Source organism: Paenibacillus sp. FSL L8-0638 (assembly GCF_038593075.1).
Lineage (GTDB): Bacteria > Bacillota > Bacilli > Paenibacillales > Paenibacillaceae > Paenibacillus > Paenibacillus polymyxa_D.
This window is the reverse complement of the sequence record NZ_CP151960.1, coordinates 928,147-945,195: the sequence shown is the minus strand read 5'-3', so window position 1 is coordinate 945,195 and position 17,049 is coordinate 928,147. Positions and strand designations below refer to the sequence as shown.

The 17,049-nt window shown below is 46.0% G+C and carries 18 protein-coding genes; 5 read left to right on the top strand and 13 right to left on the bottom strand.

The genetic code is table 11. From position 1 onward, the window contains the following. The first annotated feature begins 162 nt into the window (after positions 1–162). The gene (locus MKY35_RS04260) at positions 163–678 is read left to right on the top strand and encodes a tyrosine protein kinase (RefSeq protein ID WP_342445680.1); all 516 of its coding nucleotides are present in this window, start codon (positions 163–165) and stop codon (positions 676–678) included. A 6-nt stretch (positions 679–684) separates the two neighbouring features. Here MKY35_RS04260 and corA read toward each other — a convergent pair whose 3' ends face one another. The 3 genes from corA to MKY35_RS04245 all read right to left on the bottom strand — a co-directional run bounded on the left by corA (position 685) and on the right by MKY35_RS04245 (position 4,370). Then, on the bottom strand, positions 685–1,644 hold the full coding sequence (corA, locus tag MKY35_RS04255) for a magnesium/cobalt transporter CorA (RefSeq protein WP_342445679.1): 960 nt from the start codon (positions 1,642–1,644) through the stop codon (positions 685–687). A gap of 556 nt (positions 1,645–2,200) precedes the next feature. Beyond that, positions 2,201–2,929, bottom strand: coding sequence for an amino acid ABC transporter ATP-binding protein (locus tag MKY35_RS04250; protein WP_039272400.1), 729 nt, complete (start codon positions 2,927–2,929; stop codon positions 2,201–2,203). Next, entirely contained in the window at positions 2,922–4,370 is a 1,449-nt protein-coding gene (locus tag MKY35_RS04245) for an amino acid ABC transporter substrate-binding protein/permease (protein ID WP_209949968.1), read from the bottom strand. The genes MKY35_RS04250 and MKY35_RS04245 overlap by 8 nt, the downstream gene beginning before the upstream one ends. Before the next feature lie 63 nt (positions 4,371–4,433). Here MKY35_RS04245 and MKY35_RS04240 point away from each other — a divergent pair, with 63 nt between their 5' ends. After that, a complete protein-coding gene (locus MKY35_RS04240) occupies positions 4,434–4,577 on the top strand; it encodes a hypothetical protein (RefSeq protein WP_318628219.1) in 144 nt (47 codons plus the stop codon). A gap of 32 nt (positions 4,578–4,609) precedes the next feature. Here the strand turns inward: MKY35_RS04240 and MKY35_RS04235 are convergent, their stop codons facing one another. From MKY35_RS04235 to MKY35_RS04225, 3 genes are all read right to left on the bottom strand, one after another. Beyond that, positions 4,610–5,599 (bottom strand): inorganic phosphate transporter, encoded by a 990-nt coding sequence (locus MKY35_RS04235; protein ID WP_039272398.1) that lies wholly within the window; start codon positions 5,597–5,599, stop codon positions 4,610–4,612. 14 nt (positions 5,600–5,613) lie between these two features. After that, positions 5,614–6,228, bottom strand: coding sequence for a DUF47 family protein (locus MKY35_RS04230; protein WP_007428879.1), 615 nt, complete (start codon positions 6,226–6,228; stop codon positions 5,614–5,616). A 188-nt stretch (positions 6,229–6,416) separates the two neighbouring features. Further along, positions 6,417–7,511 carry a DUF3048 domain-containing protein gene (locus MKY35_RS04225; RefSeq protein ID WP_342445678.1) on the bottom strand — a complete coding sequence of 365 codons (1,095 nt, stop codon included), beginning with the start codon at positions 7,509–7,511 and terminating at the stop codon, positions 6,417–6,419. A gap of 249 nt (positions 7,512–7,760) precedes the next feature. Here MKY35_RS04225 and MKY35_RS04220 point away from each other — a divergent pair, with 249 nt between their 5' ends. Together MKY35_RS04220 and MKY35_RS04215 are read left to right on the top strand one after the other, a co-directional pair. Continuing rightward, positions 7,761–8,279, top strand: coding sequence for a DoxX family membrane protein (locus MKY35_RS04220; RefSeq protein ID WP_342445677.1), 519 nt, complete (start codon positions 7,761–7,763; stop codon positions 8,277–8,279). A 215-nt stretch (positions 8,280–8,494) separates the two neighbouring features. Next, positions 8,495–9,418, top strand: a complete 924-nt coding sequence (locus MKY35_RS04215) for a hypothetical protein (protein ID WP_342445676.1) — start codon at positions 8,495–8,497, stop codon at positions 9,416–9,418. Positions 9,419–9,490: 72 nt separating this feature from the next. Here the strand turns inward: MKY35_RS04215 and MKY35_RS04210 are convergent, their stop codons facing one another. From MKY35_RS04210 to MKY35_RS04200, 3 genes are all read right to left on the bottom strand, one after another. After that, a complete protein-coding gene (locus MKY35_RS04210; protein WP_029517127.1) occupies positions 9,491–10,282 on the bottom strand; it encodes a class III extradiol ring-cleavage dioxygenase in 792 nt (263 codons plus the stop codon). A gap of 92 nt (positions 10,283–10,374) precedes the next feature. Next, on the bottom strand, positions 10,375–11,199 hold the full coding sequence (locus tag MKY35_RS04205) for an alpha/beta fold hydrolase (protein ID WP_322252454.1): 825 nt from the start codon (positions 11,197–11,199) through the stop codon (positions 10,375–10,377). Between the two features lie 271 nt (positions 11,200–11,470). Further along, the gene (locus tag MKY35_RS04200; protein ID WP_322252453.1) at positions 11,471–11,770 is read right to left on the bottom strand and encodes a hypothetical protein; all 300 of its coding nucleotides are present in this window, start codon (positions 11,768–11,770) and stop codon (positions 11,471–11,473) included. Positions 11,771–11,967: 197 nt separating this feature from the next. Between MKY35_RS04200 and MKY35_RS04195 the strand changes: the two genes are divergently transcribed. Next, positions 11,968–12,399: a hypothetical protein gene (locus tag MKY35_RS04195; RefSeq protein ID WP_342445675.1), complete on the top strand. Its 432-nt coding sequence runs from the start codon at positions 11,968–11,970 to the stop codon at positions 12,397–12,399. A 161-nt stretch (positions 12,400–12,560) separates the two neighbouring features. Here the strand turns inward: MKY35_RS04195 and MKY35_RS04190 are convergent, their stop codons facing one another. From MKY35_RS04190 to MKY35_RS04175, 4 genes are all read right to left on the bottom strand, one after another. Continuing rightward, positions 12,561–13,508, bottom strand: a complete 948-nt coding sequence (locus MKY35_RS04190) for an ABC transporter substrate-binding protein (RefSeq protein WP_342445674.1) — start codon at positions 13,506–13,508, stop codon at positions 12,561–12,563. Positions 13,509–13,571: 63 nt separating this feature from the next. Continuing rightward, positions 13,572–14,597, bottom strand: a complete 1,026-nt coding sequence (locus MKY35_RS04185) for an iron ABC transporter permease (protein WP_069012875.1) — start codon at positions 14,595–14,597, stop codon at positions 13,572–13,574. Next, positions 14,597–15,682, bottom strand: a complete 1,086-nt coding sequence (locus MKY35_RS04180) for an iron ABC transporter permease (RefSeq protein ID WP_318628218.1) — start codon at positions 15,680–15,682, stop codon at positions 14,597–14,599. The genes MKY35_RS04185 and MKY35_RS04180 overlap by 1 nt, the downstream gene beginning before the upstream one ends. Before the next feature lie 200 nt (positions 15,683–15,882). Beyond that, entirely contained in the window at positions 15,883–16,857 is a 975-nt protein-coding gene (locus MKY35_RS04175; protein ID WP_342445673.1) for a glycoside hydrolase family 43 protein, read from the bottom strand. Positions 16,858–17,049 lie beyond the last annotated feature (192 nt).

Sequence of the window (17,049 nt, the reverse complement as noted above, 5' to 3'; positions counted from 1 at the left end):
GCATTAACGGTTTCACGCATTACAGAACAACATTATGATCATAGAAACATACCGTACGAATGCCCAAATCCGCTTTTATACCTGATTTCGGGACACGCGCCTAAACCCACTGTGCGTTTGTAACATACAGTAGAGTATCAACCTGCAAAGGAATGTGATCTCATGCCTGGACATTACTATCATCGGAGAACGCAAACGCGTGCCATTTCCGATCCGTATAGTTCAACTCCTTATCCTGGACTCGATCCATACAGCGAGGTTCCACAAGTCGATTCCTCCGCACTGGTTCCTTACGAGGCGCCAGCGAGTATAACAGACTCTGCCGTGGTTACACCAGACCCCGCCCCTGCCAAAGGAGGACTGCTTGGCGGCCTTGGCAATCTTGGTAATCTCAACGATATTAAAGGTATTATTGACCGTATGGGCGGTATTGACGGGATTGTTGCTACGGTCGGCAAGGTACAAAAGATCATGTCTAGCGTGCAGCAATTTGCTCCGATGGCAAAACTGATTATGGGCTCGCTCCCAGCATTCAACAAAAACGCAAGCAAAAAATCTACAACACAAATTACTGAGGAACTGGATGAATATACACCACCACGCCGACGCCGGAAAAAGACACAGCGCAAAAGTACCACTACCCCGCGCAGACGTCCGCGCAAACGCACAAGAAAGTAGACTATACTATTTGAACCAGCCTCGGCGCATAAACCAGACCACCATGGCAACACTCAACAAAAACATGAAGAACAGTACGCCAAAATATCCATATTTCCAGCCCAACTCGGGCATATTCGAAAAATTCATACCATAGATTCCTGCAATCAGCGTCAAGGGCATAAAAACGGTCGTAATTACGGTTAGCGTCTTCATAATTGAATTCATGCGATTGGAATTGAGCGATATATAACTGTCCCTCAGGTCGGCTGTCATCTCGCGGTCGGCCTCCAGCATGTCTGTCAGCTTCAATAAATGATCATATATATCGGTAAAATAAGCCATATGATCTCCTTGGCCCTGCACATGCTGCGAATTCAAAACTCGGTACATCAGATCACGCATGGGTACAATGGTACGGCGCAGCTTGAGCAGCCTGCCACGCAGGTCAAACACCTGCTTCATTAATTCCTCTACGGATTCGCGACCGCCCAAGCCCTCCAGCTCAGCCAATTCGTCTTCAATCATAAAAAGGCTCGGAAAATAGTTATCTACCAGCTTATCCATCACCGTGTAGGCTGCAGCCAGCGGTCCTCGCGACCATATTTTGCGTTCATTCGCATGCTGAACAATCCGCTTCCAAGCTTGATCCAGCTCCTCTAACTCATGATGGTGATATGTAACCAAAAAACGACTGCTAATAAACATATCCACTTCTTCCGCAGCTAACGTATCTACATCAAGCGCATGCACGACCAGAAACTGCACATCCTCGTAATAATCCAATTTGGGACGTTGCAGAACATGCATACAATCCTCCACAGCCAATGGGTGAAAATGAAAATAACTTGTCAGCAGCTCCGTCTCGCGATCTGTAGGCTCGCTAAAATCTACCCACATCCATATGTAATCCTCCATGACGATCTGATCCAATGGTTTTCCCACTGTTACCTGATGATCATGACCTATAGCCAATGTACGTATCACCGTACGTCCCCCTCGCTTACACTTCCGTCTTATTGACATTTATATTTTATATAAGCCAATCCGGATTATACAAATCTCTCGCTCTACATTCCCATACACTAAATAAGAAAAGGATATCTCAGGGTCAACAAGCCGTCCCAAGATATCCTTTATCCTCGTGCAGAGCAGTTCTTATCTTCAAAGCAAGCCTTCCACTTCAGAATTTTGCAAAATCCTCACTTATGAAAATAAACATCATAAGCCACTAAGCGGTCGGAGGCTTACCTCGCCCCTCGGCGCAGCAAGCAAAGCGCTGCGCCAATTCCTTCTGCCTATACTCACTCATTTAAAAGTGGGGCAGGCTTTTGCGAAGAAAGAAGCAGATTCAGCGAGTAGTAGCGTAGCGGGCCATTTGAATCTGGAGAAGCGAAGCGTTCGCCTTTGCCCTAGAATTTTCACCTTATAAGGTCTTTTATAATCGAAAAAATTCAAGGGCAACAGCGATCGAAAGATCAAATGGAACGCGGAGCGGTCTCACACTACGTCCTCACCTGCACTCACGGCAAACCTTGCTCACTTACAATACTTTTTCTAAGAAACTAATGGTCCGCTCGTTTTTCGGATTACCAAATACCTCTTGTGGCGTTCCTTCTTCAACGATGTAACCACCGTCCATAAACACAACACGGTCGCTTACTTCGCGTGCAAAACCCATCTCATGCGTTACGATCATCATCGTCATGCCTTCACGCGCCAGATCATTCATTACGCCAAGCACTTCGCCCACCATTTCAGGATCGAGCGCCGAGGTCGGCTCGTCGAACAGCATAATGTCCGGGTTCATGGCCAGTGCACGTGCAATCGCCACACGCTGCTTCTGACCGCCGGAAAGCTGTCCTGGCAGTGCATCTGCCTTATCGGCCAACCCCACACGATCCAGCAGCTTCATGGCCGTTTCTCGGGCCTCTGCCTTGGACTGCTTCCCCAGTTCAGTCGGCGCGAACATAATGTTCTTAAGCACGGTCATATGCGGAAACAGATTGAAGTGCTGAAATACCATACCTATATTTTCACGAACTTTGTTAATGTCCACGTTTTTGTCACTCAAGTTGTAGTCATCGACAATGACCTCACCTGCGGTAATTTCTTCAAGCATGTTCATACAACGCAAAAACGTACTTTTCCCCGAACCAGACGGGCCAATGACACATACAACCTCGCCTTCACGTACTTGCATGTCGATGCCCTTTAGTACTTGATTACTACCATAGCTTTTTTTAAGATCTTTAACGATAATTTTACCCACGGCGAACTCTCCCTTCAAGACGGTTGGAAATTTTGGTCAGGACTGTAATGACGATAAGATACATCACCGCTACTACCAGCCAAATATCAAAGGATTGGAATGTCCGCGCAATAATGATCTTACCCGATTGGGTCAATTCGACCAGACCGATAACAGACAAAATGGACGTATCCTTCAACGTAATAACCAACTGATTGATAAACGACGGGATCATGATTTTCACAGCTTGTGGCAAAATGATTTTAAGCATAGCCGTCCGATAGGGTAGACCAAGCGAACGAGCTGCTTCCATTTGTCCCGGATCAATGGACTGAATACCACCACGAATAATCTCAGTTACATACGCACCCGCATTCAGGGATAGCGTCAATACAGCCGCAACAAAAAGCGGCATTTTGAAATCCAGTGCCTGTGGAATACCAAAGTAAATAAAGAAAGCAAGCACGATCAGCGGAATACCACGGAATATATCGACGAAAACAGTTGCAATACCACGGAACACCTTGTTATGGCTTACTTTCATAAAGCCAAACACCAATCCTAGAATAAAGGCTACGAGTAAAGATACAAGTGTGTACAGCAACGTATTTCCCATGCCTTTAATCAGCGAAGGCAGCGAAGCGGAAATCAGTCCCCAGCGGCTGGTCTCTACAGGCGCCACACCTTTGCCCGATTCGCCAAGGTATTTAGCCAAAATCTTATCGTATTCCCCGCTATTACGCAGATTAACAAGCCCTGCATTAAATTTCTCCAGCAACTCCTGATTTTTACCTTGGTTAACAGCAAACCCGTAAGAAGCACCTTTTTCCTTATCTGTTACCAGCTTAAGGCCGTTATTCTGGTTTACGCCGTATGCCAGTACTGGATAGTCATCAAAGCAGGCAACCGAATTACCTGTTTTAACTTCATCATACATTTGAGAAGAATCGTCGAACGGTACTGTAGTAAAGCCGTATTTGGCCTTAATGGATTCAGCGAATGTATAACCTTCCGTGCCTGTTTTGACAGCGACACGCTGCCCTTTCAAGTCCTCATAGCGTTTAACCGTATCATTATCCTTACGGACCGCCATGACGACGCCTGAATCAAAATAAGGCTCAGAAAAATCAAATTTCCGCTTGCGTTCATCGGTAATACTCATCCCGGCAATGACACCATCCACTTGATTCGTTTCAAGGGCCTGCACTGCCGCGTTAAAGCCAAGAGGCTTTATGGTATATTCAAAATTCTGATCCTTGGCAATAGCTGCCAGCAAATCCATATCAATTCCGACGAATTTACCATCTACATCTTCAAACTCAAAAGGCGCGAACGTTGTATCCGTGCCGATATCATACTTTGTTTTATTTTCTGCATGTGCCACTACACCGAAATTACCGGCCAGGGCAACCACAAAAAACAAACAAATGATAAGTGCTATTAGTTTTCTAGATTTTTGCATAATTTCCTCCAGTCAGTTGAACGGTTCAAAGTTTTCTGTTTATTCTACAGGAGTTATTAAAAATTGACTACTTTGATGTCAGGTATTTTTGAAAAACGTTTCATGGAACTATCTGGATGTGTAAACTTTGAAGAAGCCGTTTTGCCCCAGAATGCCAATAAGCCCCTGCCGCAAAAAGCGGACGGAAGCTTATTGTGTATTCTATAGTGTGTACCTATTTTTCAAGAAATAATAATGAACTAGAAAAGAATTTTGAAAATCAATCCAGATAACAGCGCAGCAATCGGTATCGTTATCACCCAAGTAATAATAATTCGACCGGCTAGCGACCAACGCACAGCGGAAAAGCGCTTCGCAGAACCCACACCCAAAATAGCCGAAGTAATGGCATGAGTGGTACTTACGGGCAAATGAAGCAATGTAGCTGTGAAAATAACAGAGGCTCCCGAAATGTCGGCTGCGAATCCGTTAATTGGCTCGATTTTAAAAATCTTGGTTCCCATCGTCTTGATGATTTTCCAGCCCCCGATAGATGTACCCAGCGCCATGGCTGTTGCGGCTGAGATTTTTACCCACATGGGTACTTCCAAATGGTCCTGATACCCCGCCGAAACGAGTGCGAATGTAATGATCCCCATCGCCTTTTGAGCATCATTCGTACCATGCGTGAACGACTGAAGCGCTGCCGTAATGACCTGCATTGTACGAAACCCTTTGTTTACCGTATGCGGACTACGACGAGCGAAGATGTATTTTAAAATTATCATCACGATGTAACCGACAACAAAAGCAATCAACGGGGAGAAAATAAGTCCTTCGACAATCCCGATGAAGCCGCTCCAGTTTAATTTATCCGATCCTGCACCTACATACACCGCTCCAGCCAATGCACCAATCAATGCATGAGAAGAGGATGAAGGAATACCGAACCACCAGGTTAAGAGGTTCCAGATAATCGCAGCGATCAGCGTCGCAATGACGATATCAATTCCATTCGTAAGCTTGGTTGGATCAGCGACACTTCCACCAATGGTCTTCGCAACGCCTGTAAACAATATTGCCCCGAGAAAGTTCATGACCGCAGCCATAATAATCGCACGTCGCGGGGTCAATGCACGGGTCGATACCGAAGTTGCAATCGCGTTCGCCGTATCATGAAAACCATTAATAAAATCAAATGCCAGAGCAAGAAAAATAACAATACCCAATACCAGTAAACTTGTATCCATGTAAAAGGACTCCCTTACGAGTTACGCATAATGATGGATTCCAGCATATTTGCAACATCCTCGCATGAATCCGTTGTCGTTTCAAGGCGTTCGTACAATTCTTTGCGTTTAATCAGTTCAATAGGGTCAGTTACAGTTGCAAACAGGTTTTTGATGCAAATACGCAACAATTCATCCCCCTGATTTTCCAAATCATTCAGACGAATAGTGTATTCACGAATGGCCAGCAATTTTTTCTGTGAAAGCAAATGTACAGCTTTCTGAATTTCGTAAGCTGATTGACGCAAAATATCAGCGAACTGCACAATATACTCGTCCGGCTCCGTAATGTTGTACATATAAAAACGGGAAGCCGTCGCTTCAAGACCGTCCAACACATCATCCATGGTTGTTGTCAGTTCCATGATGTCGTCGCGTTCCAACGGCGTAATGAAGGTCTTGTTCAGTTCAGTAATAATCGTGTGTGTGTAATCATCACACTTATTTTCATACTTCTTCATTTCATTTGTAAACAAAGTCACATCTTGAAGATTTGAAGTATGTTGGGCAAAATAATCGGCTGCTTGCACGATCGTATCTGCCATATTTTCCAACGTCTCGAAGAATATATCCTTTTTCTTCAATCTCATAACGATTACCCCTTTACGAAAATATCCGCAACCTGTTTCGACTGCAATAGACAACCTTTGCTATCTTATCACACTCATCAATGTTTTTGTAATGTTTGTAAAAGCAAATTTCATGATATACGTATACAGTGCCCGACATATAAGCTCATTATCCGACAATTTTTTCCTAAAAAGGTGTAATTCGTTTTCTAATTCGCTTCTATGGTTACATGTTCCTTTAGTGGTGTATCTGCAGGCACCACATGTATATAGGATGTACCTGGCGTTAACGGAATTTCAACCCCATTCTTCATAAAACGAATCGCATCACCCGGCGTATGTTGCCACTCAGCCTGTATTAACTGTCCTTGTTGAAACACCATGGCCTCTCCGCTGCCGTCCAGTTCAACACTTAATCTGCCTACATCATCCAACGTTCGATGCCTGGTGCTCATCACAATGACATTGGCTGCTGAGAGCTGTTGGTTATTATTTTGATCCACATGTGACTTTTCGTTCACAAAACGCTTATATTGTTGACCCGCTGGATCATAGGTGTAAGATACCCGGTAGCTTTTAAGCAAAAACCGGATTTGTAAAGATGTTGCAGTCTCGTTCACCATAACTGGAATTTCACCGGATTTAAGGTAAGAATATACAGGAACGTCCGTCTGCTTGGCATACCCTTTACTATCGCTTCCTTTGCGCAGTCTATTCACGTCCGTGTATAGATTATGCGGAGGACGACGATCTTTGCTTCGCCAGAAGTATGCCCCTCCATTTGAAATCTCATCTAAATGTTCTTTCCGCTGCTGCTGTAAAATCGCATAGGCATCTGTGCTTCCCCCTGCGTGTATCGGCAACGCACCATAGGTTTCGCCCAGCTCAATCAAATACGGACGAATGCTACGGACCGGACCAATCTTTACATCTCCGCCATGACTTTGGAAAAAAGCGACCAGACGGGTAATTCCGCCTTCTGCAAGAACTTCATATACCATATCTGCCTGACTAAGTCCTGCCTGCGGACGTGCTGCTGGAGCATTGTTAATCATGACAGCGAGCGGTCGCTCCAAAACTGGCTGCTCCACCGGAAGACCGGTAAGCGGAGCTGTAAATGCCGGAGTAGACTGCTCCTTCGGCGGTTCAAGCGCCTCCTTCTCTGTTTTTTGCTTGGTCGGTTGGGCAACGGGTTCAGTATCTCCCGTATTGGACATAGCAGAACAAGACATCAGCGTCATGCATAACAGAGCTGAGGCCATCACACGCAACCAATGATTTCGTTGGGAAATGGGCCCGGACAAGTTCATCCCTCCACTTCGTTATTTTTCTCATTATAAGCTTTATTTCCTGTTTTTGTCTTGATTGAAGCATGACCTCTCTATAGAATACTTATCTGAAGACATTAAAATTTTAAAAATATTCAGACTTTGTGATTTTTATCACAAATAACTGTAACTGAACCTACTACAATAAAGGTGTAGCAAAGATGATCATCCCCAACAAAATGAAATACAACCAACATTATAGATTAAGAAAGAGGAGTGGTTTGAATGTTTAATAGCTGGTTACGTGAGAACAAAGTCGCAATGTGGTTGCTGACTGTCGTACGGGTTTATCTAGGGTATGAATGGATGACCCACGGACTCGAAAAATTGACAGGTGGATTTGATGCAGGCGGATTTATCTCGGGGGCCATTGCTAAAACAGGTGGAGACCATCCCGCTGTACAAGGCTGGTGGGGATCGTTCCTCGAAGCCTTTGCCCTGCCGAATGTAGGTTTGTTCAATGTCCTGATCCCATTGGGTGAGTTCTTGGTCGGGGTTGGCCTGCTTCTCGGTACATTGACTACACTGGCCGCTTTGATGGCCATGGTTATGAACTTCTCGTTCCTGTTCTCGGGTACAGTAAGCACCAATGCAATCTATCTGCTGTTTGAAATCTTCCTCGTAGTTGCTGGTGCAAATGCCGGAAGAATTGGCTTTGACCGTTGGGTACTGCCCTTCCTGCGTGGACTGTTTGGTAAAAATAAAGATACCTTTCCATCGGACCCTAGTCGAAAAATAGCTTAAACATCCCCCAAATAACCGTTATCCTCCGGGATAATGGTTATTTTTTTGCGCTGTTATGCTCACAAGGAGGCTATTAGCTCCTCCTAACTCGGACTCTTTTATCGGATTCATTATCCTCCCCAAACGTTTACAAGTTGGATACAACATGGAATGCTCACGATACATTTACCCTATACACTACAGTTACATCAAAGAACGTAATGGAGGGTTATATCATGAAAAAAATCACCAAAGCCTATCTCATGCTCGCAGCAGTAACTTTCACAGTGCAGACTATGGGATCGGGATATACGGCATCAGCCAAAGCGGCGACGTCTACTACGACATCTCAGGCAGAAAGTGTACAACATATCTCCAAGACCTTCGAGCAGCTACTAGGCCAACCCGGCAAGCTATCTCAGGCATTCACTTATTTGCAAAAGCATATTCAATCCATTCCAGCTTCTCAAGCTACCCTCATGGTGCTTCATCTGGAAAATGCACAGAACCAGCAATTGGATTCCTATACACAGAACCTATACCCGACCTCTGTTCAAACCAAAATAAATCAAATCTATAAACCCGGTGATTCGTTCACAAATGTAATCAGCCGTACAAGCGATGCGAACCTGAAAAAGTTGCTAACTCAAACAAGAGATGCCGGCTACAAACTTGAAACCGCAGAAGGCATGTATTACCCAATCATCAACTATGAAAAATATAAAGTATTCGGGAAGCACACCACGGCAGATATCCGCAGCTATATTGACATCATGTCGATGGAATCCGGACAGGCGGCTACCAAGGATGTCGCGCTCCGTATCGGCTATCAACAGTTAGCCGGACGAGTGCTGGCACAGGAATTGTTTTTACACCAATATCCACATTCCAATCGTACACAAGCTATAAAAAAATTGCACGATCTGTACTTCTTCTATACTTTCTACGGCACGAACAATACGCCATTATTCGATTATGATACCGGGAAGATTCATCAGAATGCCAAAAAAGGGTATCAATGGGTCGTTCAACGTAATATGGATTCGAAGAGCACCTATATTCAAAAGCTGAAAGCATTTATGACACTGTTGGATCAAAATGGAGATCAACGTACTTCGCAGGTATCCACTTGGCTAAAAAAGAACGTGCCTTCAAATTAATCGAAGACGCAAAATACACAAAAGAACTTCCATTCCCACACAGCATGTGGATTCGGAAGTTCTTTTTTACATTTACGTATCACTTTCTTGACCAAAAGCCCAACAATTGAGACTCAGCGAGCCAAGGACATACGACTGAAAAAGCTTATGCGCGGAGCGCTCCTGATCTGCAGCCCCCATCGCATAAAACAAAGGTGAAAAATGCTCTATTCCATAAGAAGGTACCGCCTGTTTGGCATATGGAGCCTTCTTGTCATATTGGAATAAGTGACGTAAATTCCAGTCTTGAAGCTGCTGTGCAATCCAGTCATCATATTGAACGGCCCAATCGGCTGGCTCACTCGTCTGCTTGAGTGTCCGCAAGTTGTGGACCAATCCGCCGCTACCGATAATCAAAATCCCTTGTTCTCGCAACGGCGCCAGCATCCGTCCAATCTCGTATTGCTCTTGAGGAGCGCGCCGAGAATCAATAGATAACGGTACGACCGGTATGTCCGCATCAGGATATATATGCCGCAAAACCACCCATGCTCCATGATCCAGTCCCCGGTTCCGAACCGGCTGGTGGAACAAGTTATGCTGACTGAACAGATGCTCTATCTCCTCATACAGCTTTGGATCGCCTGGTGCAGGGTAATCGATTGAGTACATTTCTTCAGGAAAGCCATAGAAATCGTGCAACGCTGCATGCTGATCATCCGCGCCAATACATTGATCGGGGCTATCCCAATGCGCGGAAAAAATGACAATTCCTTTGGGTCGGGGCAGGCTCGCGCCCAGCTTTGCAAGAAAGCTGGTATATGCGTTATTTTCTACAGCCAGTGTCGGTGAACCATGCGCAACAAAAATTGAGGGTAATGTCATCGCTGCCAACCTCCACACGCCAGTATAGTGTTACTCTTCCATTTTACTCCGGCGGAGGCGCAATTTCCAATACAATCCGTTACACACGGAAATCAGATCATCCAGTGCTGCCAATCACGTTGAATATTTTCCTGTTCATCCAGCCATTCAAGCGTCCGATCAATGAGCCGTTGCCGCTCTTTACCTGACGAGAAGGTGTGATCTCCCTGGAAAATAATCTCTTTATCACAGCGTCCCTCTGGACGCATCCAGAATATTTTTTGAAACAGAAATGCATAATCGACAGGAATAATATCATCCGAGGTTCCATGAATGACGAGCACATCCCCGTTAAATTTAACGGCCTCCTGGAACGGCTGAAATTGAGCTAACGACTCAAAATAAGCAGGCGTAAACTTATAGCCCAAATAGTCGGCATGACCGGTTTTAACAGACTCATCGTACACGCTTCGCTCCGTAATTTTGACGATGTCATTGAACGGATAGCCCACTGCTGACCAAAGGACCAGATTTTGTACTCTCTTGTCCCGTACGGCTGTGAGAAGGGCAACCGCGCCCCCCAGACTGTGACCGATCAGCGTCACCTTGGTCGGGTCAATGTCCGCACAATTGACGGCGTAATCCAATACGGTACGTGTCTGATTAATCATGGACTCGAGCCCCTGCTTGCCGTATTCACCTGTGCTTTCCCCACAACCGGCAAAATCAAAGCGCAGGACAAAATATCCCCCTTCGGCCAGTTCACGCGCAGTCTTGACGAATAATCGATCTACGCCGATACGATTGCCTACAAAACCGTGACATATAACAACGAGGGGAACTCGTCTCTGAAACTCTCCCTCATTTGTACGGTTTGGATAATGAATTGTTGCGGCCAGCTCTTCATGTTCAAAACGAATTCCAATTTGCCGTTCCATCCGGATTCCCCCTGTTTCAAGCTTCACTACACATTTATGAATTCGAACTCATATAGTAACGTGGAATATCCATCCAGGATATTTATTTGCTTTAATTCCGATAAGTTTAATAAGTTTTATAGTAAAGTCAGTCTATCATCGCCCTGCTTCCTTGTCAACCTGTCAGTTCACATCGTTAAAAAAGTAAACAAATAGCGCTCCCCGATGCGATTCCGGAGAACGCTATACTACACTTATGTGAGTGAATCCACTACATTCAAAGTGACATTCGTTATTCGTAGCTGTTCCTGAACATTTGGTGGGTCTCCGTTCGTCCTTCCCACTGCAGTTTACAAGAGTCGCCGTTATGTTCATCCTCATGCCACAGGCTGCGGTAGTTCTGTGCACCTAGCTCACCTGCAAATTCTGTATCCTCAGCCACTTCGATATCGTCCAGTATACGGTACGTTGGAGATGTTCCTTGAACGCTCCGGTGACTCACATTTGTAGACGAGGCCGCCCCGCTATTCCCATTCGAAGCGTTTCCCAGTCGTTTTTGGACTAAATAATCTGCCTGGTTCTCCAGTTTCATGATGCCACATCCTCTCAACGTTTATATTCAGGTTGCTCCATGTGCTCACCCTTTATCCAGTTTGAGGAGAATGCAACGGTAATATACATGCTATAGATAAAGTCTTTTGCCATCCGACGCTTCCTCACGTATACTGTCTTTGTTACGAAATGGCGGTTCCATCAGCCCGGGATACGCTCATAAAGCAGGAGGAAGCAATGAATAAAGCAAAAAATTATACGCTTATTACATGGGTTGCCTTGTCCATGTTTTTCTTGACACAGGCGATTATCGGATGGTTTGTCACCTATACAGGTGGAGATCTCAAACCCTTTGAAGAAATCAGCCTATCCACCCTTATCATCATCGCCGCAGGAGCCATTCTACTCGTTGAAGCCCTGATGAATTTTATGGACCGTCCCGAAGATGACGAGGAGACACAACAGCCAGACCACGCCCCTGTAAAGCCCCAGATGAATCTTAAATCCATCTTGATGTATGTTGTGTTAGTTGTCGTGATTCTTATCGCCGGACTAGCGCTGCGCAGTGTACTGCCAGTATTCAGGATCTCACCTTGGGTAAATTTAATTCTCGCCTCCATCGGCTTTATTGGACTCAAACCGATTTTTCTGCGTAAAAAACGTTCATAGCCCGCAATTTTCATTATATGGAGCTGCCCCATTTTGGGTCATAGCAGCTCCTTTTCATTTCGATCAGGCAATCGACTTACAGCTGGGGTGTGCGCCAAAAAGCCGTATTCCTGGCCTGCAAGAAGCTGCATGGAGGAATACGGCTTGATATATTTTAGAACTTATTTGGAAAATAGTTGTTCTGCATTATCCAGAGCCATTTTGTGTCCCATTGCGGAATAGTCCAGCCAAGGCTGTCCGTCCAACATGTAGACATGCCCTTGCTTCACCGCTTTGAGACCTTGCCATACTGTGTTTCCTTCCAGCTGCTTGTATACCTTTTGGGCATCCGCGCCTTTACTGATGATAACAAGAATCGCATCGGCATCATAATCCGGTAAAACCTCTTGCGAAACCACCTGATAAGCCTTGTTGATCTTTTCCACACCCTTGGCTGGCTTCAAACCCAAGTCCTGATACAACAGCGGTCCTACCGGACGCTTCATCCCCATAACACGAACCTCTTTCGCCGTCACACGTACAGCCATAACCGTTCCGTCCCCAATTTTTGAATGAATCAGCTTTTTGACTCGTTCCCTCTGTGTATCATAGTCTTTTAGAAATGCGTCTGCCTGTGCTTCATGTTTGACCATAACGGCTATTTTTTTCAATTGATCCTTCCATGTGCCTTCATCCAGATCAAAAACTTCGGTCGGCGCAATTTTTTCAAACTTGGCCACATCGGTTCCCGAATATTTTTTGTCCAAGAAAATATGATAAGGTTGAAGCTCCAGTACCGCTTCCATATCCGGGTCTGTGACAACACCTAGCTTGCGGGTACTTTGAAGACGATCTTTTACATGCGGCAGAAAATCCTTCACATCTCCGCCAATGACCGAACCAGCCGGAGTAATACCCAATGCCAGCAGATTGTTCGTCAAATGAATAGACATCGAAGCAATACGCGAATCCGCACTAATGGTTGTCTGCGCACTGCCAGCCGCTTTCGTATCGGCAGTCTGTTTGTCGGCTGCTTGTCCGCAAGCAGATAGTATAATCATGCATATAACAAGAGTTGTGACTACCCATGAACGTTTAAAACCTGAACCCTCAAATCTGTGTTTTCTCATGTTTATTCTCTCCTATGCTATAGAAACTCTACATTATAATGATCATTATAGAAGGCTCTTCTGTCATTTTGTTCGGGACAACAAGAATAGAAAATACGGAGCTCCTACCACAGCAACCACCACACCTGCGGGAATCGCATTTGGCTGAAACACCGAACGCCCAATCGTGTCGGCGGTGACCAGAATGACGACCCCAACCAAACAGGCTACTGGCAGCAAATGCTGGTACATCGGCCCAACCAGGCGGCGAGCCAGATGAGGCGCAATGAGCCCGATAAAGCCGATGCCTCCGGCCATGGATACACTGGCACTGGATAGAGCCACAGCTGCGCCCAGCAGTAATAGGCGCTGGCGCTTCACACTTGTACCGATTCCAGCCGCGGTCTCGTCGCCCAACGACAGGTTATTCAGACTGCGCGTCTGCGACAGAACGTAAGGTAATACAATGACTAACCAAGGCAGCAAAGCTGCTGCATGTATCCAGTCCCGGCCCCAAACGCTGCCAGCCAACCAACGTGCGGTAAATGCGTATGTATCCTCATCCAGCCGCAACGACCAATACAGCGTTATAGCGCTAAGGCCCGAGGCTACACCGATACCGGACAAAATCAGACGCACTGGCACGATTCCTCTGTTACGGCTATAGGACAACAAAACAATCAGCACCGCCGCAATGACACCTCCTGCAAAGGTAAACAAGGGGATCAGGACGGCGGCCGAACCGTCCAAGTCGCGAAAAAAGCTAACGAACATTACCAGTCCCAACGCAGCCCCTGCATGAAGACCGAGCACTCCCGGATCAGCAAGTGCGTTCCGTGACAAGCCTTGCATGACCGCCCCGGCTGCGCCTAGTCCCGCTCCAGCCAGCACCGTTACAGCAATACGAGGCAGACGATACTCGAACAGAACGATATGATCACGTCCGCTGCCACCGCCAAACAACGTATCCAGCACGCGTAGTGGTGGAATACGAATCGTTCCGGTATTCAAACCCAAAACAAGGACGGCAAAGCTGATTCCCGCCAATACCAAACAAACGAGCCAAGCCTTTTTCGTTCTTGTGTCCCCAATCCCTAAAGAGCGACTCACTATAAATCCCTCCTTTCCTTACGGGCGAGAAAGAGGAAAAAGGGTACTCCGATAAAAGACACCATAATTCCAATAGCTAGCTCCTCTGGCGGATTTGCCATTCTCGCTCCCAAATCTGCCAGCACCAGTAACACGGCTCCCAATAACGCAGACAGCGGCACAATCTGGCGATAATCCACACCGATTAGCTTGCGAGCGATATGTGGGATAACCAAACCTACAAAGCCGATGGCTCCAGCAGCCGATACAGAGAGTCCGGCCAGTACCACTACGGTCAGCAGACCCAAAAGCCGAATGCGCCTGAGATTCAACCCAAGGTTTAACGCCACCTCATCGCCCATCGAAATCAGCGAAATAGAACGTGCCAGCCCCATAGACCAGGCGATCACAATAAGCAAAATCGGTGCAAGAATCTCAAGCTGCGACCATTTGATCCCGGCTACACCACCCGCATACCAGAAGGCTAAATCCTGACTTAAATCAAAATAAATCGCAATCCCCGAAGTCATGGAACCTAACAGGGCAGCCGTCACAGCTCCAGACACCGTCAGTCTCATAGGTGTCAATCCACCAGGCGCAGATGCTCCCAGACCAAATACCAGTAAGGTACTCATCAGCGCTCCCAGGAACGACAATACTATTAACGTCCCATAAGGAAGATCGGGAAAAAAGGCAAAACTCACTGCAACTACAAACATCGCTCCTGCGTTAATGCCCAGCACACCTGTATCTCCCAGCGGGTTGCGCGTAATGCCCTGAATCAGAGAACCTGCAACCGCAAGCGCAGCTCCAATAACAGCTGCACCGAGTACACGCGGCAGTCTCAACTCATGAATGATCTGATGTGTCATCAGCGAACGATCATAGTGAAATACTGCCGACCACACGGTGCTTACGGTCAAGTCCTTGGCTCCGAGAGAAATGGCGGCGAATATGGCCAAACCCAACAATACAGCCGAAGCTGTGAACAACAACGCCTGCCGAATCCTACCCGCTCGAAGTACTGGACGTGCTGTTATGACTACTTCAGGAACTGCCCTCTCTGTCCGAGCTGTATGTTTGTCCATGCTGTCTTTAGACTGCATTTGGTGAGGTCACTCCCTCCGTACCTGAAAAATCATTACGTTTTCCAAAACGATAACGATAATGATAATTATTATCAACTTGATACATAATAGCATGTTTCTATGACATTGCAAGCCAAAAACTGTTCCCCATAAGAGGAACAGTTTTTGAATATATCTATATGATTTTACTACATAGGTGACTCCAAACGGTCCTCTCTTTAGTACGTAGGCCAGCCTGCCGAATCCCATTTCAAATCACTAATCAGAAGTTTTGGATTTCCTTTATCAGTGGCATCATAGGCATGACGCGCAATGACACTGTTGTTATAGACGGATTGGCCGCCAGGTCCCTTCCAACGGTCATTCCCCGCATCCAGTATCGTTCCGCCGCTGTCCATCAGGCTTTTGCCGCTCTTGTCCACATACGGTCCGGTAATACTAGTAGAGCGACCGTAAATAATCTTATAATTACTGTCTACGCCTTTGCAGCAGTTATCAATGGAAGCAAACAGATAATAATAGCCGTCCCGGTATGTAACATGTGGCGCTTCCAAACCACCAGCCGTACGCTTGGCGATAGAATAGATCTGGCCCGTAGGCTTCATCGTATTCTTGTCCAATCGAGTCACTTTCAAGCCTGAATTCCATGAACCAAAGGAAAGCCACGGGTTACCGGAAGCGTCAATGACGAGATTCGGGTCAATCGCATTATAATCGTTGGCATCCGTCGTACGCAGCACGAGTCCATCATCTCTCCAGCTCCCCGCGCCAATGCTTGTTGCTGAAGTTAATCCAATGGCCGAAGTGCGCGACCCGAAAGTTGAAATGGAATAGTAAACCCAGACACGTCCATTGTACTTCTGAGCGTCCGGTGCCCACACATCATTTGGGGTTTGTTTAGGTACATACGATTTCCACCATGATGGCGGCGACAGGAATATTTGCGGCAATCTGTAAAAATTGCGTCCGTCGTCCGATCTTTGAACCTGTATCCCCTGCCCTGTGGAGAAAATATACCAAGCGTTGCCTTCTTTCGTAATGGACGGATCATGTACTGCCACATCACCAGTTAACGCCCAGTGCTCTGCGGATGCAGATGGCATCACTGAAAGTAACAAAGCAGCCGAGGTTACAGCAGCAAACGCCGTTCGGGTCAATTTACTCTGTACTGATTTTTTCCATGCTTTCAACATTTCTTTCGCACCTCCGAATGAGTATCTTATAATGAAATTCAGGTGACACACCTATTACATTAGTGTTTATACTTATGAAGTTACCTATATATTAACCTATCACATTCTGTTTTGTAAACGCTTTATTTCAAATAAAAAGAAATTTATAAACTACGCATAACGCTTTACATACGAGGATTTTGCAAAATACTG

What these genes read in the sequence shown, in the direction of transcription:
- MKY35_RS04175 (WP_342445673.1), bottom strand. Translation starts at nt 16,857, where the DNA reads ATGTTGAAAGCATGGAAAAAATCAGTACAGAGTAAATTGACCCGAACG.
- MKY35_RS04200 (WP_322252453.1), bottom strand. Translation starts at nt 11,770, where the DNA reads ATGAAACTGGAGAACCAGGCAGATTATTTAGTCCAAAAACGACTGGGA.
- MKY35_RS04205 (WP_322252454.1), bottom strand. Translation starts at nt 11,199, where the DNA reads ATGGAACGGCAAATTGGAATTCGTTTTGAACATGAAGAGCTGGCCGCA.
- MKY35_RS04235 (WP_039272398.1), bottom strand. Translation starts at nt 5,599, where the DNA reads ATGGATACAAGTTTACTGGTATTGGGTATTGTTATTTTTCTTGCTCTG.
- MKY35_RS04215 (WP_342445676.1), top strand. Translation starts at nt 8,495, where the DNA reads ATGAAAAAAATCACCAAAGCCTATCTCATGCTCGCAGCAGTAACTTTC.
- MKY35_RS04180 (WP_318628218.1), bottom strand. Translation starts at nt 15,682, where the DNA reads ATGCAGTCTAAAGACAGCATGGACAAACATACAGCTCGGACAGAGAGG.
- MKY35_RS04210 (WP_029517127.1), bottom strand. Translation starts at nt 10,282, where the DNA reads ATGACATTACCCTCAATTTTTGTTGCGCATGGTTCACCGACACTGGCT.
- MKY35_RS04195 (WP_342445675.1), top strand. Translation starts at nt 11,968, where the DNA reads ATGAATAAAGCAAAAAATTATACGCTTATTACATGGGTTGCCTTGTCC.
- MKY35_RS04230 (WP_007428879.1), bottom strand. Translation starts at nt 6,228, where the DNA reads ATGAGATTGAAGAAAAAGGATATATTCTTCGAGACGTTGGAAAATATG.
- MKY35_RS04190 (WP_342445674.1), bottom strand. Translation starts at nt 13,508, where the DNA reads ATGAGAAAACACAGATTTGAGGGTTCAGGTTTTAAACGTTCATGGGTA.
- MKY35_RS04260 (WP_342445680.1), top strand. Translation starts at nt 163, where the DNA reads ATGCCTGGACATTACTATCATCGGAGAACGCAAACGCGTGCCATTTCC.
- MKY35_RS04220 (WP_342445677.1), top strand. Translation starts at nt 7,761, where the DNA reads ATGTTTAATAGCTGGTTACGTGAGAACAAAGTCGCAATGTGGTTGCTG.
- MKY35_RS04245 (WP_209949968.1), bottom strand. Translation starts at nt 4,370, where the DNA reads ATGCAAAAATCTAGAAAACTAATAGCACTTATCATTTGTTTGTTTTTT.